We start from the raw sequence: 16,440 nt of genomic DNA on the forward strand, positions 1-16,440 counted from the left end.
CTGCGATTGTGCTTTTGAAGTTTGTGCTTTTGAATACGTTACTTAATTTTAGACTTGAGTATCAGATTCCTTGCCAAGATGGCTTATTTGCATACACCCAACGATAGTAGTCTGCCAACTTAAGCTTGCTTGCTGCGTCTTCGTCTACAATCACAGTTGCGTGCGGATGCATTTGAAGCGCGGAAGCTGGGCATAGCGAGCTTACTCCGCCTTCTAGCGTTGCTGCCACTGCGTCTGCCTTATTTGAGCCAAACGCAAGAAGAACAAGATGCTTAGCGCGCAAAATCGTTCCAATTCCTTGCGTTATGCAATGAGTTGGAACTTGGTTAATATCTCCGTCGAAGAATCTGCGATTGTCTACGCGAGTCTGCTCGGTTAGTGTTTTAACGCGCGTACCAGACGCAAGCGAAGAGCCTGGCTCGTTGAATCCAACGTGGCCATCGGAGCCAATTCCCAAGATTTGCACGTCAATTCCGCCAGCAGCAGCAATAGCAGCATCGTAGTCTGCTCCAGCGTGCGCGATCTTGCTGCCTTCGCTTAATGGCGCTCCGTTAAGAACATCTCCTGGAACATGCACTAAATCTGGGTTTAGGCCGATTAAGTCTGTTACAGTTCTGCGGATTGTGCTGTGGTAGGACTGCTCGTGCTCTAATGGCAATCCAATGTATTCGTCAAGCGCAAATCCGCGCACGCGACTTACGTCAACATTATTTTCTTTAACAAGCTTTGCAAGATGCTCGTAGGCCTTTAATGGGCTAGATCCCGTAGCTAAGCCAAGTACTGCATCTGGCTTGCGACTAATCAAATCTACAACTGCTTTTGCGTAGAGCTCGCCAGCTTCATCTTGATCTTTTACAATAATAACTTCTGCCATCTTTGCTTCTCCTTTAAAGCTTTAATTAGCATAATTAGCAATTTTTAAGCAACATTAATCAGTAATTGTAAGCATTTATTAGTATTTATTAGCATTGCGGCATACGAATTAACGCACACCGCAACGCTATTTACTTACTATGCACCATCGGTAAAAGGCTATTAGATTATTTGATTATTTACTTAAGACACACGCTTAAGACGTTACTTTGTGGAATCGCTCACTTCTTGCGGAGTCTTTGCCAAAGTCAAGCCAACTTCCTTAAGAACGCCAGCCACGGCTTCAACGTTTTCTCCCTTAAGTGGGCAAACTGGGTCTGGCATCTGATTTGTGTCAAACACGCCGAGCAACGCCATTGCAGTCTTAAACGCTCCAACGCCAGCGCCAAAGCCAGCCACTCCGCTAGGAACAGTAACAATTCGCATCAAAGCAGCAAGCCAATCCTGCTCCTTCTTAACCGTTGCCCAATCGCCAGCCTGAGCAGCCTTCCACATGCGCACGTAACCAGTGGCCTCAACGTTTGCAAGTCCTGGAACAGAACCGTCTGCGCCAGCCATGTATGCGCCGTCAACAACAACCTCTTGACCCGTAAGCAAAGTCAATGGGTGACCAGCCTTATTGTTGTCGTCTACAAGGAACCTAAACGACACGTCGTCGTTGGAAGAATCCTTAACGCCTGCAAGAACGCCATCTTTACCAAGCTTTACAAGCAAACCGCCTGGAAGCTTTGTGTGCACGCAAACTGGAATATCGTAAGCAAACAGAGGCAAATCTGGAACAGCTTCGTGAATAAGACGGAAGTGGCGCTCAACTTCTGCCATGCCGCCAAGTGCGTAGAATGGCGCTGTTGCAACAATCGCAGAAGCCCCAAGCTCCTTAGCTTCCTTTGCATGCTCAATAACGCGGTTTGTTTCCGTATCGATGCACCCAACCAACACTGGCACGCGGCCGTCAACAATGCGCATTACGGTTTCAATGATTTCGCGGCGGCGCTTATCTGTGCTAAACGCAACTTCGCCAGAAGATCCAAGCGTAAATAGGCCGTCTACGCCCGCTTCAATCATTCGGTTAAGAGAGCGCTCAAAGCTAACAACGTCTACTTCGCCGTCTGCCGTTAATGGCGTAACTACTGGTGGAATAACGCCGTGGAATTTTTCTGCCATGATTAAACTTCTTTCGTATTTTTTATTATTTATGACTTATTGATTTATGATTTATGACTTTAGATTTTGCAATTAATGGGCGGCCTGCATGGATTTACTGCAAGGTCTTAACAGACCGCCCGCGCATTCAAGCTAGCGACTAGCGACTAACGACTAGCGCTTGCTCGCACTGCTCACACTACTTGCACTCTTCTTCCGTTGGGTGCAAAAGCGAAGGAGCCGCGCCCATCAAAATCTTTGTGTACGCATCCTGCGGATTGTTAATCACCTGGTGAGTTTCGCCGCGCTCAACAATCGTTCCGTGATTCATAACAACAACTTCGTCGGATATGTATCTAATTGTTTGAATATCGTGGCTAATAAACACCATTGAAAGATTCAGTTTCTTCTTTAAGTCGGAAAGAAGATTCAAAATCTGAGCACGCACAGAAACATCCAAAGCGGAAGTTGGCTCATCTGCGATTATTGCATCTGGATTAAGCGAAAGCGCACGAGCGATTGCCACGCGCTGACGCTGGCCGCCAGAAAGCTGACCTGGCAAAGCGCCAAGAACAGAATGAGGCAAACCAACCATTCGGATTAGCTCTTTGGCTCTAGCATCGCGCTCAGCTTTGCTTCCAATCTTGTGCACAACAAGCGGGTCAATCAACTGATCAATCACACTCATGCGCGCATTCAAAGCCATTGCTGGATCCTGGAACACAACGGAAACCACGCGTCCAATATCCATGCGCTCTTTTGCAGTTCTATGCGTAACGTCTTGACCTTTGAACAAAACCTTGCCGCTTGTTACTTGCTGAAGACCGCACATAATGTTTGCAGTGGTAGACTTTCCGCAACCAGATTCGCCAACAATACCAATTGTCTTGCCTGGCATAAGCTTAAGATTTACCTTGTTTACGGCCGTAATCTTGTTCTTATGGAATAAGCCAGATCCTGCTCGAGTAGTGAACACCACTTCGGCGTCGCGCAGCTCGATGATTGGAACATCGCCATTTTCGCTTTGAGTTTTGTTTGTTTCGTTAACATTCATGTTCATCGCACATCTCCTTTATCGGAGTTGGTCAAAATTGCGGAAGGTACATCCGATTCTGGCTCTGGAGGCGCAGCGTAGAAGTGCCACGTTCCTGGAATGCGCTTCATTACTGGGCGCACGTCAAGTCCTTGATCTGGGTGAGAAGAACGCGGAGCGAATCGATCTCCCTTAGGGAAGTCGGATGGGCTTGGAACCGTTCCTGGAACCTGATGCAATCTTGGAGCACCAGCCTCAATGGAAGTTACGGAGCCAAGCAAGCCGCGCGTGTACTCATGATGCGGATCGGTGAGGATTTCCTTAGTGGAGCCTTGCTCAACAACCTGGCCTGCGTACATTACGGTAATCGAGTGCGCAACCTTTGCAACAAGAGCCAAATCGTGGCTTACAAACACCATTGCGAATCCAAGCTTTTCGCGCAATTCGTTAAGAAGGTCAATTACCTGCTTTTGAACAGTAACGTCCAAAGCGGTTGTTGGCTCATCTGCGATTATCAACTTTGGATCTCGCGTAAGTGCCATTGCAATCAACACGCGCTGACGCTGACCGCCAGAAAGCTCGTGCGGGTAGGATTCAAGCGTACGCTTTGGATCCAAGCCTACAAGCTCCAGCAACTCTTCGGCGCTACGAGTACCACCTCTAGAAGTTAGCTGCTTCATCTGCGCTTTAATAAGCATTGATGGGTTTAAGGAAGACAACGCGTCTTGGTAAACCATTGCAATCTCGTGGCCACGCAAAGCATTGTGCTCCTTTGGGCTAAGCTTTACAAGATCCTTGCCATTAAAGAGGATTTGTCCGCTAATCTTAGCTTTTGGATCAAGCAAGCCCATAATTGCAAGCGAAGTGATTGACTTACCGCAACCAGATTCACCAACCAAGCCCATTGTTTCGCCTGGACGAACAGAGAAGCTCAAGTGGTCTACAACATTTACGCTGCCGTAGCGTGGGAACTGAATGCACAAGTCTTTAACCTCAATAACTGGAGGCTCCGTAGACGTTGGCTGCAAGCGATCCGTGCGCTTTAACTCGGCCTCGCGAAGCTTTGCCAAAGACTCAACCAAAGCGTCGTGCTGCTCCTTGTAAGCTGCCACTGGGTCGGTGAGAATCCTGTCTTCCTTGCGAGCCGCATCCGCATCTGCAGCGCTCTTAGCCACTGGAGCGGTTGGAGCTGCAACCATTGCGTCCGTAATGCCCTCAGAAAGAATGTTAAGGCACAAAACGGTAATCATGATTGCTAAGCCTGGGAACAATGCCTGCCACCAGTATCCAAAGATAACGCCCGCTTTAGCAGAAGACAAAATGTTGCCCCATGTTGGAGTTGGCTCTGGAATACCAGCGTTGATAAAGCTAAGAGAAGCCTCGAACACGATTGCGTCTGCAACAGAAAGCGTTGTGAACACCATAACTGGAGCTGCAATATTACGCGTTACATGCTTGAGCAAAATCCAAGGTGCGCGAGCGCCAGAAACGATTACTGCACGCACGTAGTCTTTTCCATATTCGCTTATTATGTTTGCGCGCACAATTCTTGCGATTTGTGGAACGTAAAGCACACCAATGGAAATGATGATACCAATCATAGATTGTCCAAGAATTGCAAGGCACACAGCTGCTAATGCGATTCCTGGGATAGACATTACTATATCAATCAATCGCATTATAAGCTCAGATATCCAAGTGCGGCTCACAGCTGCAATTGCGCCGATTATTGCGCCCATCACCAACGCAAAGAGCACAGACGACAAGCCGATTACCAGCGAGTAGCGAGCGCCGTACATAACGCGCGAGAACACGTCTCTACCAAGGTTATCAGTGCCAAACCAGTGCGCGCCTGTTGGCGGCTGATAATTTTGCGTAATCTTTACTGGGTCGCATGGCGCTAGGAATCGCGCGAATACTGCGCAGAACGCCAATATTGCAATCACAATAAGCGAGATCTTAGAGCCTAAGCTCATGCTCTTAAATCTGTTAAATTTGATGCCTGGCTTAGATGCGGCATCTACTACCTGACTTTTTCCAAATAGCATGTCACACCGTCCTAATTCTTGGGTTGATTAGCACGTAAAGCAAATCAACAATAATGTTTATAAAGATGAATGCGATTGCAACAACCAAAACAACGCCTTGCACAAGCATTGGCTGGTTGCCATTAATGCCGTCGAACATTGCGGTACCCATTCCTGGTAGTGCAAAAATAACTTCGATAACGATTGCACCACCCATAAGGTAACCAATCTTCATGCCAAGAGTTGTGATTGGTGTAATCAAAGCGTTGCGGAACACGTTTCTAGCAACAACCACGCTCTTTGGAATACCTGCGCCGATTGCGGTTCGCACATAATCCTTATCCAATTCCTCTACCATAGAGGTTCGTATGATTCGCGTAAGCTGACCTGCTACTGGAAGGCCTAGTGCGAAGCAAGGCATTGCCATTCTTGCAATGTACGCTTCTGGATCTTCAAAGAACGGTACAAAATCGCCAGAACCTGGGAGCCATGCGAGCTTGATTTGCAAGACGTAAATCAAAAGAACGCCGAGCCAGAAGGATGGAGTTGCGATTGCAATAATCGAAAGCACGCGAACCGTTTGGTCAACCCAAGTATCGCGGTAAAGCGCTGCAAAAACGCCAAAGATTACTGCAAAGATTATTGCGATTAACAAACCGATGAAAGTTAGTTGCAAGGTAATTGGGAAGGCGTCCGCTACTCGTTGAGCTACAGAATCCTTGTTTACACCATAAACACCCATGTCTCCTTGGAAGAGTCCAACTATATAGGACCCAAACTGCTCCCACCATGGCCTATCGTAGCCCATTTCGTGTCGGAAGGCTGCCAGAGCTGCTGGAGACGAGTTTTCGCCTAATGCTGCAACTGCTGGATCGTATTTAGAAAATGACATAAGGAAGAATACGAGGAACGTAACACCGAATGCCATGAACGGCAGGGCGATTAGTCGCCTACCTAAAAGTCTAAGAAAATTACTCATAAGACATCCACACATCCATTGAAGAAAATTATTATTTTGCATAACAAAACCGACCCATCTGCACAAAGGCGAGAAAGGTAAACAGTTGGGTCGGTTTTGCGGTTAGAGGTTAGGGAAAATGAAGTTTGTTACTTTGACTTGCACCTACTTTGTTAGCTTTGCTTTTACAAGGTTGATGCCAGTGGAGCCGATTGCATTCCACTCAGCCAATGCGCCCTTCTTTACAGCGGTCGTAGTCTTACGATGGAAGAGTGGGTACAGAGGCACTTCGTCGCTAATCAAGTCGAAGCACTGGTTCCAATACTTCTGGCGATCTGCTGGCTTGGATGCTTCAAGAGCTTCGTCCATAAGCTTGTGGAGCTTTGCGTATCCTTCGGAGTTCTTCCAGAATGTACGCTGACGGGTCCAAGCGTTGTCACCGTACCACCAGCTCATAAGCAAGTCTGGGTCGTTGCCAAACACGGATGGATCGCCTGGGGCAAGAACCATGGAGTAGTTTGCGTCGTCGCGGTCGGTAATCTGTGGGTAAAGTGCAGAAGACTTCATAGACTTGATTTCTACATCCATACCAATCTCAGCAAGATCATTCTTGATTTGTGGAGCGAGCTGAGTAATCCAAGTGTGGTCTGTTGTGTAAAGAGTGAACTTTAGTGGGCCACTTACGCCAGCTTCCTTAAGCAAGCTCTTTGCCTTAACAACATTCTTGGTGTAAACGTTCTTTGCCTTGTGGTAATTTGCGTAGTTCTTTGGCAAGAAGCTTGTTGCTGCCTCGCCCTGGCCGCTCATCTGGTTGGTAATAAGCTTGTTTACGTCAATTGCGTAGAGAGCAGCTTGGCGAACTCGCTTGTCGTCGAATGGCTTCTGCTTTGTGTTGAACATAAGGAATGGAAGAGTGAAGCCCTGTGCGGTCTTAAGCTCGGATCCAGATGCCTTCAAAGTGTTGAATGCCTGTGCTGGAACCATTTCCATTACGTCTGTCTTTCCACCTTGCATTGCGGTTACGCGAGCAGTATCGTCAACGGTTACATTCCAAACCATCTTCTTGGTCTGTGCCTTGTACTTGCCGTTGTAAAGATCGTTGCGCTCAAACTTTACTTGGTTATCTGTAATCGATACGTACTTCCATGGGCCAGATCCGATTGGCATATTCTTAAGATCTGCATCAGACTTTGCAGATGGAACAATCTGAATCAAAGCAAGGCGCTGCTTGAACAGTGGGAACGCCTTCTTTAGCTTAAAGATTACGTGACGATTGTCTTTTGCTTCTACAGAGTCAATAAAGTCGAGCATAGAGATGTAAAGGCTGCCCTTTGCGGTTGTGCGCTTAAAGGAAGACACTACGTCTGCCGCTGTTACTTCCGTTCCGTCCGAGAACTTAGCAGCATCGCGAATTGTTACTTCGTATTCAGTATCGGAAATCTTCTTTGGCTCACCTTTTGCAAGAGCGTTGAAAACCTTAAAGTTGCTGTAATCAAGAGCGTAAAGTGGCTCTGTAACGTGCCAGTTTGCTGCCATTGGCAACGCGCCAGAGGTTGTAGACGGCGCAAAATCACGGCTTGCGTATGCAACCTGTGCGGTAATCGTGTCTTTAACAGCAGTCTTTGCTTTTGCTGCCTTGTGGGATTTAGCTCCACCGCAGCCAGAAAGCATCATTAATGCGGCCACACCAGCGGCGATTGCCACGGTTAGCTTCGAGTTAATTCGTGCCATATTTTCTCCTCACCATTGAGTTTGGGTTTTTTGCATTTCGTCTTCGAATGCGAAAACATATTAAATTATAGCGCGTGCGTTATTTTCACGTTACTTCAAACATAAGAGGTCTGATGTCTGATGTCAAGTTATGCGTGTGTCGAATTTGTGAAAATTTTGATTATTTTTTACTGTACAAAAAATTAGAACAAAACCGCACATAATCGACACACATATAACCACTATTTTTCTTTATTTGTTACTTACGCGCGCTAGGCGAATCTGCGGCTGCTTGCGACTTTTCCTTAACGCACTCAACCGCATCCGCCTGCCAACTCGCCGCTTACAACTTTGCTGCAAACCAGCGCGTAATCGATGTTGGGTGCGTAATCGCAGTTCCAACAACAGCAGCCCAAGCGCCCATTTGCATAACCTTGTGCAACTGATCTGGAGTATGAATACGCCCTTCGCAAATAATTGGATAATCTGGGAAAGCTTGCAAAATCTGGCCTAAAAGCTCAAAATCTGGGCCGTCCGTTTTTGGCCTTCCAGGAGAAGTGCCAGCCAAAGTGGTAGATATAATATCTGTTCCACAATCCGCCGCGCGCTTGGCATCATCGAAGTTTCCGCAATCTGCCATAACCACTATGCCTTCGTCGTGCAAAGCGCGAACAGTTTGCTCGTAAGTGAGCCCATCTGGGCGCGGCCTATCTGTAGCGTCAATCGCAATAATATCCGCTCCAGCAGCAGCGCAGCAACGCGCATGACGCAAAGTCGGAGTTATGTAAACGCCTTCGTGACCATCTTTCCAAATGCCGATTACAGGAACATCAACTTGTCCTTTAATCGCAGAAATATCCGACAATCCTTGGCACCTAATGCCAACAGCTCCGCCTTCTACAGCCGCCATTGCCATTTGTGCCATTGTTTCTGGGTGCCTAAGCGGCTCCCCTGGGTACGCCTGGCAGCTAACAACTAGGCCGCCCTTGATTTTTTCAATCACAGGATTCATATAGATTCCTCCTTTTTTCAAATATGACTAAACTAAACAAAATTAAACATATCTAGGCGCAATCAAACGCGATTAAACGCGATTTGAGTGAACAGCCCAAGCTGCGCCAATCAAAGGAGCAGACCCACCAAGCTTGCCCTTAACAATCGGCGTACTTTTAATCAACGTTAAAGCAGAGTCTTCAAACCCAGCGCGCATAGCATTCCACCAAATATCGCCAGCTTCTACAACAGACCCCGAAAGCACAATCACATCTGGATCTATAAGATTCGCCATTCCTGCAACGCACTGCCCCAAGGCCCTGCCGCTTCTAGCCAGCGTTTCTTTAGCGTGCTCATCCTGCCCAGAATTTGCGCGCACACAAACCTCGTAGCCGTTTTGCGCAAGCTCGGTTCCTTGTGGAAGATTGCTGTTGTAAAGAGTCGCCAGCCCCGTTCCCGATGCCACTGGCTCAATGTGGCCCGCATGCGCTCCGCAAGAGCAGTCAAAGCCAACTCCCAAATCACTAACAACGTGGCCAGCGTGGCCTGCAACTCCGTGCGCGCCCGTAAACAGCTTGCCGTTTACAATAATCGCGCCACCAATTCCAGTGCCTATGCCAACAGAAAACACAATCGACTTTCCGCTGCCTGCTCCGTAAATCGCTTCTCCAAGGCCGTGACCACCAACGTCGCCAATCATATAAACTGGCAAATCGGTTACGCGCTTAAATGCGTCGTAAATTCGCTGACCTCTCCAACCTGGCAAAATGTCGGTAGCTGCTACGATTTCGCCAGTTTTACTATTTGGCACTCCTGCAGCCGCTATTCCAATTCCGCTGATTTTTTTGCCACTTTTCGCCGCATCTTCCAATATTTGCTTTGCGCGCGCTACTAGGCGATTCTTTATATCTTCTCCGCCTTTTGCAGCTTCGGTTGGCATAGAGCCATAGTCTTCTACTGTTGGAGACGCACAATCTGCGCTTTCTTTGCCAAAGTTAGACTCTGCGGACCCTGTAGGCCCTGGTAAAGTCACCAATCCGTACGCGATTTTTGTTCCGCCTATATCAAAAGCAAGATACGTAGAGCGAGAATTTTTTACTTCGTTCATAACAATTTCCGTTTTCTTTCTTGCGTTTGCGACCTTATTTTTACTATCTACTAAGACTATTTACTAAGCCTATTCACTCACCCTGCGCCGCGCTTACAGCATCGTGAATGCGCGCCAAATATCCCAAGCGCTCCTCCACGCTCGCGTCTTGCGGAACGCACACTTTTGCGCCCAAATAGTCGATTGCATAATCGTCTTTTAGCGCCTCACGAGTGGTTTCTTGAATTTCTTTAGACGTCATTAACGAAGTCGGCTCATCTGGGTTCATTGGCAAGTGGCCATCAATCCACTCGTATCCGTATTGTGTTGCATCTGGACCAGCTCCCGAGAACATTAATCCTTGCAGAACGCCAGCCTGCCTTGCAGCTCGCACGTGCTCCACTGCCGCTTGAGCATTTCGCTCTTCTACAACGCTTCTTCCCCAGTTGACTGTGATTCCAACTCCAGCATCTTTTGCAATTTGAATCTCTTCTTCTAGCGGCAGGAATCCTTTTTCTGGATTTTGGCCTTCAATATATCTATCGCAATGCTCAATCACCAACTTTGCTCCGCACCAATCGAGTTGCGCGAGTTCTTCTAGCGACTTTTTCATTGCATCCGCTTGCGCTAAGCGAGTCGGAGCCGTGTGTATTTCTACATGAGATATATCGCAGCTATCTCTAATGTCTACAACGTTTGCGATTGCTTCGCGAATATCCTTAAAGAATGCGAGCGCGCGATGCCTGCCTTCTTCGCTTGGGCTTGCAAGTCCAAATTCTGGATCTGGATCAAAGTTTATGTGACGCATTGTTCCAGGAATTGCCGTAATCGTGTTTGCATGCCAATGCGATGGTATTGCAGATGCTAGCCACGCGCGATTTTTTGGATCTGCCAAATCTCCTGGGTATGGAATCTCCGTTCCGTCAATCCAGCTTTGCTTACCCAACAAATCGTAGTATTTTTCTTGATCTTCGCGAGTTTTTGGCAACGATGCATATGCGCCTACAACAAATTTAGCTTTCAGCATGATATCCTCCTTGAAATCGTAGCTGATTTGTATTCTGATTTGTCTTTCGACTTATCTTTCGATTTGTCTTTTGATTCGTAGATTACACCAATATCACTACAATTCGTCAGACGTCTGATAAATCTTTGTGCTTGCGACTAAATTGTTTTCAAACTAAAGCAGCTTTTGTAAAAACATTAAATTTGATAAATTTGTAAGGTTGAGTCAAATTTATTGAATTGCTCTCAATAAGACTTTCCAAATCGTCAAAATAAAACTGTATAAAGTAAGGATTGTGGTATGAGAAAGGTAAGTACTATTCGCACAATTAGTGGAATTGTATTAACTTTTGGATTGGTTTTTTCGTCACTGCTTGGAATTCCCGCGTTGACGTCAACAGCAATTGCAAGTGAGACATTGCCATCTACCACACCTCTTACCGCACAAACCGCTCACGACATTTCAACTGGCAGAATTCGCCTAGAAAATGGCCAAATTGACCAATTGTTGTATGGAAAGCCAGCTCTAGATCCAAATGAAGACAGCGATGGCGATGGACTTAAGAACAGCGAAGAGCTTTACACGTACACAAAAGATGGACGAACATACTACGGATACAAGTCACATCCTTTGATTAAAGACACTGATGGCGACGGATTAGACGACAAAGACGATAAAAATCCTCGCAGGTGGGATATTAGCCCTCGCGATATGGCTCTGTTTATGGAACTTGCGTATAGGGAGGATAATTACGTAAATAAAGTGCTTGACGACAAGCATGAGCTTACAGAGATTTACAAAGATCGCAACGAATATAAGCTTATGCATAACGAGCTTGCGCCATATTGGAAAGTAAAGAAAACATACCACGAGTCCGATGGCTTTGACGCTGTTCTTTTTGAAAATGTTAATCCTGAATACCCATTTATTGAGCAAAACGGCGTGCAAGTTCTTGGAATCCGCGGAACCCAAGGAGCAAAAGATGCAAGTCTGGACTTAAAGCTATTCTTTGGCGGCGAAATTAGCCAAGCAACCACTACAGAAAAACTTATGGATGAATTAAACAATAATCATCTAGTGAGCAATCTGTACGTTACTGGCCATTCTTTAGGCGGATATTTAACAGAACGTGCGCTTGTTTATGCTAAGCGGAAAAATTACGATTGGTTTACCAAAGCTTATACATTTAATGCTCCAAAAATTAAGGGAAGCGTTTTTAGGCCATCAATGAAGAAACGAGCCGAAGAACTAAACGAACTTACTAAAAAAGGTTACGCTGAGCATTATGCCACAAAGAAAGATACGCTTATAAGCTTTATTGGTCATGTTGATGGTGCAAAAATTATAGACACTGGAAACAATGGTCACAGCTCACGCAACTTCCTAGATAAAAAGATGGACAATCAGCTAGGATTTACCGTTGGAAACAGAAAACAGATTGATGGCACTGGAACTGTAAACCCAGGAGTTACAAAAGTTAAAGAAACTCCAAAGCCTGCAGAAGTAAAGCCTTACGAAGAAACTTACAAGCCAGAAGTTAAAGAAATTCTTCTTGCAAACAACGAGCCTTCACCAAGCGATTTTAAGGATGCTTTAGCAAACGCTAAGGATCTTCCCCAAGGAGCAACTTTTGAAGATGTTACAAATCGCGATTTAATTAACATCTCTAAAGCTGGAGACTATACAGGCAAGCTTAAGATAAAAATAAATGGCACTAAAACGATTGAAAAAGGATTTACTATACGCGTAGTAAATATGCCAGAAGTCACCGTTAAAAGCGATACCAACCTTCGTTTTGAGCTAAATTCTACATTCCCTAACGATTTTGACGCTAAGAAATATCTTGATGGAGTACCTAGTAACGCTAAAGTTTCTTTGCTCAATACGCCAAATATGAACACTAAGGGCGTACAAGACATTACCGTAAAAGTAAGCTTTGTTAACGGCACTAAGCGAACGGTAAAGATTCCCGTAAAAATCTATGAAGCAACGCCTTGGGCAGATTTGACTCCAGCACAAGAGAGCATTCCGTGGGCGGAGCTAACGCCAGCAAAAGAAGTAACTCCAGGTAAAACTATTACACCAATACCAAACGTTACAGCAGTAGAAGGTAAGAAAGTAGAAGTCAAAAAAGATACTACGATTAATGCAGATTTCGACTTTAAGCCATACTTGCAAGGTTTACCGAAAAATAGCACCGTTAAAATTATTGCGCAGCCAAACACTACAAAAATTGGCGATACTACACTTGTTGTAGAAGTGAAATTTGCAAGTGGAGCAAAGCGGAAAGTAGCTCTTAAAGCTCACGTTGTAAAAATAATTCCTGCAACGCCACTAACGCCAGCAAGAAAAGCAACACCAACACCAGCACCACAACCAGAGCCTAATATTCCTACACCACCTCAGCCTCAGCCTCAACCTCAACCACAGCCACATCCACAACCAGAGCACCCACAGACTCCAGTTCCACCTACACCGAACCCAAATCCAGAGCCTGCAAACCCTACAAACAATACAACACCGCAGACTCATCAGACTCATCAAACTCATCAGTCAACCCCAAATGCGGAATCTCATAAGCAGCCTAGCGAGACTAATAGTCCACAAGCTCCTAATGCTAACAATAACTCACCAAGCAAAAGCTTTGTGGAAATTAACAACAATACAGAATCGCTCACAAATCAGAAGCAGGCACCAGAATCAACAGAAGTGCCAGAAGCACCAAAGAGCATTGCTGATTTGCTGCCAGAATTAACCAACACTCTAACTGTTGGAAACAATAACATTGCTTATGCAGGAAAGAACAATCAGATTACTGTTTCTCTAAACACAACGGCAGAATTCATGCGTAAATTGCAACTAAACAAAGCAGTAAAAGCATACGCATACATTTATTCAAGCCCTAAGCTTCTTTATAGCGTAAATGGAACAAAGCATGTAACAGTTCGCATCAACAAACAGGGCAAAGCAATATTTGATGCGATTATTCCACAAGAATATAGCGGCAATCACACTATTGTTCTTATCGACGAAAATGGCAAGCAAGTTGCATGGACTAATGTGTTGGTAAAGAAAAACGAATCTTTGCAAAATAATTCTTCAAGTGGAATTGTTTCATCGCAAACACATAGCGCTAGTGTAAACAACAAGCTTCCTAATACTGGAATACAAGTGATTCCAGCTGTTTTTAGCACTGCATTAATGCTGTTTGTTTGCGCAATCATTACAGCTGCAAGAAAATCACATCTAACTAAATAGCTAATGTAAAAAACTAGATACTAAATACTATATAGCCCACCAGCTTGCAAACAACCAAGATGGTGGGCTATATGCTAAAAAGTGCGCAAATCAGCTCATAGCCCTTGTTGCAGCAAGACTCATAGCATATAAAATGTGATTATTCTTCATTCGTAGAATCACTCTAAAACAAAAATATACAAATACTTAGCGCATTGAACAACAAAACACGTAAAAGAAAAAGGCTTGTTAGAAACCTAACAAGCCTTTAAAACTAAAGAACAGAATCCCGTCCCTAGCGGAAAACCATCTCTAGCAACAAGCATTAAGCACCTGCAAGCAGAATAAAGAACCTACACGGTAAGAAAAGGAAATTTCGGCAAACCGAGCAAACTCTAAACCCCGTGTGCAAGCTGCAGCACAAAACACGCGCCGCCGCCTAACGCAAGCCAATTTTCAAGCGCGCACTCACACACTTGGCATAAGTGCGCGCGCAATGCTTAGTGACGAGCCTTGCGAACAGCAGCACCCATGCCAGCAAGCATGGTGGCAGCCAAAGCGGTCAAAGTTACGCCAACACCAGTACCAGTGTGGGTGTTACCGCGCTTGTCCTTGTCCTTCTTGTTCTCAACCTCAGTCTTAGCACCAGCCTTACCAGCAGCACCGTTTGCGCCAGCCTGGCCAGCCTTGCCTGCCTGACCTGGCTGAGCACCATTCTTACCAGCTGGAGCAGCACCATTGGAAGTGCTTGGAAGATCAAGGAAGTCATTATCCAATGGATCTGCAGCAGTAGAAACAACTGGAAGCGCAGTTGGGTCTATACCAAGAGACTTAGCATCCTCGAAAGCAGCATCATACTCATCTACAGCAAGCTGCCAAGCAGCCTTTGCATCCGTAGCCTTCTGCTTAGCTTCCTTATACTCTTCCTTAGCCTTATCCCTCTTGGTTTTAGCAGCAGTAAGCTTGGCATTAGCACGATTAAGAACCTTATTAAGACGTTCTTCACGCTTAGAATCCTTATCACCGCTCATTAAATAGTTATCCAAAGCATCCTGAGCAGCCTTAACAGCTTCCTTGCAGGCAGAAACCTTTTCCTTAGCTTCATTGTAAGCAGACTTCTTCTTGAGATACTCAGCATAAGTCTTCTGCTTCTTCTCAATCGCAGTCTGAAGATCAGCCGCAGTGGAACGAACCTTAGCAATAGCCTTATCCTTCTGCTGTTCTTCAGACTCCTCTACAGGATCATCAGCAGCATCAGCTTGGTCACGAAGAGCCTTGTTGTAAGCAGCCTCAAGATTATTAACCTCTTCAGCCTTCTTAGTGTAATCCAAGTGAGCATTGAATTGATTAATATAAGCAGTCACCTTAGGACCGACTGCCATAGTGAGCTTAGCAATTTCTGTATCAACAGGAGTAAGCTTACCATTCGCTTCCTCTTTGTAGCATTTCTTCAAAGCGTCAGCAGCTATATCAGAGGTAGCTGGTGCTTTTGCCTCTTCTTTACCTGCTTCTAAAGCCTTAAGCTCACCCTTAGCCTTATCCAAATTGTCCTTAGCAGTCTTAACAGCCTTAGCAGCCACAGACTTAGTAATCTTAGGAGCGGTTGGAGTCTCAGCAAATGCTGGAGTTGCCATTGCAAAGCCGGCAAGCAAAGTTGCGCCAGCAGCGAAAGCGGCGATAGCCTTCTTATTCATCATTTTATTTCCTTTCTTCTTCTCCTATGCGTTAGGGGCGCATAGAAAAATTTGCTCCACAATCCAAAAGCGGACTGCGGCACACGGCCAAACTAGGTGCGGCCATGTTTGCTATTAACATACCCCCCCCCCGTTTGAAAAAGTCAAGCCCCAGCCATACGTGCTAAACCGAAAAAAATGATGTTATACACAAACTAATCCACAATTAAGCCACACTCGCCGTAAAATTTGTGGATAAACAACGCTTAAACCGTAAAAATACGCATTTCAAGGTTTTTGAAGAATTTTCCCAGGTTTTTTTAAGGAAAGACTTTTCGCGCGTGTCGCGCCGCTTGATTCCGCACTTTGTAGCTGATTTAAGTGCGTAGAGAAACAAACTCGGGAAAACTTTCCGCTTTTTGTAGTTATAATCAGCGTGTTGAGCAACAAAAAGCGGAACCAATTGACGCATTTTGTACCAAATTTGACCCAAAACACGTACAAAAAGCGGAATAGAAGATCATATCGATCGCGCGTTACTTACAGCGCGCTTATAAGAACTTGTATACACAAAAAACGTATTTTTTGTACATCCAATGTACAAAAACTACGATTTATACATCTTTTGTCTAAATATCACACACACTTCAGACTGAAACCAAGGGTCCGAAGCCCAAAACTGTGCAAAAAATCATGTCTA

The 16,440-nt window shown here is 45.5% G+C and carries 11 protein-coding genes; 1 reads left to right on the top strand and 10 read right to left on the bottom strand.

The features are described 5' to 3' along the window. Window positions 1–61 precede the first annotated feature (61 nt). The 9 genes from nagB to D0T20_RS00145 form a co-directional block, all read right to left on the bottom strand. A complete protein-coding gene (gene nagB / locus D0T20_RS00105; protein WP_004132426.1) occupies window positions 62–874 on the bottom strand; it encodes a glucosamine-6-phosphate deaminase in 813 nt (270 codons plus the stop codon). Between the two features lie 203 nt (window positions 875–1,077). Further along, the gene (locus D0T20_RS00110) at window positions 1,078–2,037 is read right to left on the bottom strand and encodes a dihydrodipicolinate synthase family protein (protein ID WP_016635892.1); all 960 of its coding nucleotides are present in this window, start codon (window positions 2,035–2,037) and stop codon (window positions 1,078–1,080) included. 178 nt (window positions 2,038–2,215) lie between these two features. After that, window positions 2,216–3,076, bottom strand: a complete 861-nt coding sequence (locus tag D0T20_RS00115; RefSeq protein WP_016635891.1) for an ABC transporter ATP-binding protein — start codon at window positions 3,074–3,076, stop codon at window positions 2,216–2,218. Beyond that, the gene (locus tag D0T20_RS00120; RefSeq protein ID WP_004131264.1) at window positions 3,073–5,097 is read right to left on the bottom strand and encodes a dipeptide/oligopeptide/nickel ABC transporter permease/ATP-binding protein; all 2,025 of its coding nucleotides are present in this window, start codon (window positions 5,095–5,097) and stop codon (window positions 3,073–3,075) included. Before D0T20_RS00120 ends, D0T20_RS00115 begins: the two co-directional genes overlap by 4 nt. Window position 5,098: 1 nt before the next feature. After that, on the bottom strand, window positions 5,099–6,004 hold the full coding sequence (locus D0T20_RS00125) for an ABC transporter permease (protein WP_162862702.1): 906 nt from the start codon (window positions 6,002–6,004) through the stop codon (window positions 5,099–5,101). A gap of 195 nt (window positions 6,005–6,199) precedes the next feature. Beyond that, a complete protein-coding gene (locus D0T20_RS00130; RefSeq protein ID WP_116438060.1) occupies window positions 6,200–7,765 on the bottom strand; it encodes an ABC transporter substrate-binding protein in 1,566 nt (521 codons plus the stop codon). Window positions 7,766–8,087: 322 nt separating this feature from the next. Next, the gene (locus D0T20_RS00135) at window positions 8,088–8,756 is read right to left on the bottom strand and encodes an N-acetylmannosamine-6-phosphate 2-epimerase (RefSeq protein ID WP_004131256.1); all 669 of its coding nucleotides are present in this window, start codon (window positions 8,754–8,756) and stop codon (window positions 8,088–8,090) included. Between the two features lie 72 nt (window positions 8,757–8,828). Continuing rightward, window positions 8,829–9,845, bottom strand: coding sequence for an ROK family protein (locus tag D0T20_RS00140; protein ID WP_116438061.1), 1,017 nt, complete (start codon window positions 9,843–9,845; stop codon window positions 8,829–8,831). Between the two features lie 73 nt (window positions 9,846–9,918). Continuing rightward, complete coding sequence (locus D0T20_RS00145; protein ID WP_101889458.1) at window positions 9,919–10,851, bottom strand: DUF4862 family protein; 933 nt, start codon at window positions 10,849–10,851, stop codon at window positions 9,919–9,921. Between the two features lie 279 nt (window positions 10,852–11,130). On the opposite strand from D0T20_RS00145, the gene D0T20_RS00150 reads away from it, so the two are divergent. Continuing rightward, the gene (locus D0T20_RS00150; protein ID WP_116438062.1) at window positions 11,131–14,088 is read left to right on the top strand and encodes a Rib/alpha-like domain-containing protein; all 2,958 of its coding nucleotides are present in this window, start codon (window positions 11,131–11,133) and stop codon (window positions 14,086–14,088) included. A 479-nt stretch (window positions 14,089–14,567) separates the two neighbouring features. Here D0T20_RS00150 and D0T20_RS00160 read toward each other — a convergent pair whose 3' ends face one another. Continuing rightward, window positions 14,568–15,764, bottom strand: a complete 1,197-nt coding sequence (locus D0T20_RS00160; protein ID WP_116438063.1) for a hypothetical protein — start codon at window positions 15,762–15,764, stop codon at window positions 14,568–14,570. Window positions 15,765–16,440: the final 676 nt, after the last annotated feature.

This window comes from Gardnerella piotii (assembly GCF_003397585.1).
GTDB lineage: Bacteria > Actinomycetota > Actinomycetes > Actinomycetales > Bifidobacteriaceae > Bifidobacterium > Bifidobacterium piotii.

Bases quoted from the DNA above. Each gene is read 5' to 3' on its own strand.
- nagB (WP_004132426.1), bottom strand. From the start codon at position 874: ATGGCAGAAGTTATTATTGTAAAAGATCAAGATGAAGCTGGCGAGCTC.
- D0T20_RS00110 (WP_016635892.1), bottom strand. From the start codon at position 2,037: ATGGCAGAAAAATTCCACGGCGTTATTCCACCAGTAGTTACGCCATTA.
- D0T20_RS00115 (WP_016635891.1), bottom strand. From the start codon at position 3,076: ATGAACATGAATGTTAACGAAACAAACAAAACTCAAAGCGAAAATGGC.
- D0T20_RS00120 (WP_004131264.1), bottom strand. From the start codon at position 5,097: ATGCTATTTGGAAAAAGTCAGGTAGTAGATGCCGCATCTAAGCCAGGC.
- D0T20_RS00125 (WP_162862702.1), bottom strand. From the start codon at position 6,004: ATGGCATTCGGTGTTACGTTCCTCGTATTCTTCCTTATGTCATTTTCT.
- D0T20_RS00130 (WP_116438060.1), bottom strand. From the start codon at position 7,765: ATGGCACGAATTAACTCGAAGCTAACCGTGGCAATCGCCGCTGGTGTG.
- D0T20_RS00135 (WP_004131256.1), bottom strand. From the start codon at position 8,756: ATGAATCCTGTGATTGAAAAAATCAAGGGCGGCCTAGTTGTTAGCTGC.
- D0T20_RS00140 (WP_116438061.1), bottom strand. From the start codon at position 9,845: ATGAACGAAGTAAAAAATTCTCGCTCTACGTATCTTGCTTTTGATATA.
- D0T20_RS00145 (WP_101889458.1), bottom strand. From the start codon at position 10,851: ATGCTGAAAGCTAAATTTGTTGTAGGCGCATATGCATCGTTGCCAAAA.
- D0T20_RS00150 (WP_116438062.1), top strand. From the start codon at position 11,131: ATGAGAAAGGTAAGTACTATTCGCACAATTAGTGGAATTGTATTAACT.
- D0T20_RS00160 (WP_116438063.1), bottom strand. From the start codon at position 15,764: ATGATGAATAAGAAGGCTATCGCCGCTTTCGCTGCTGGCGCAACTTTG.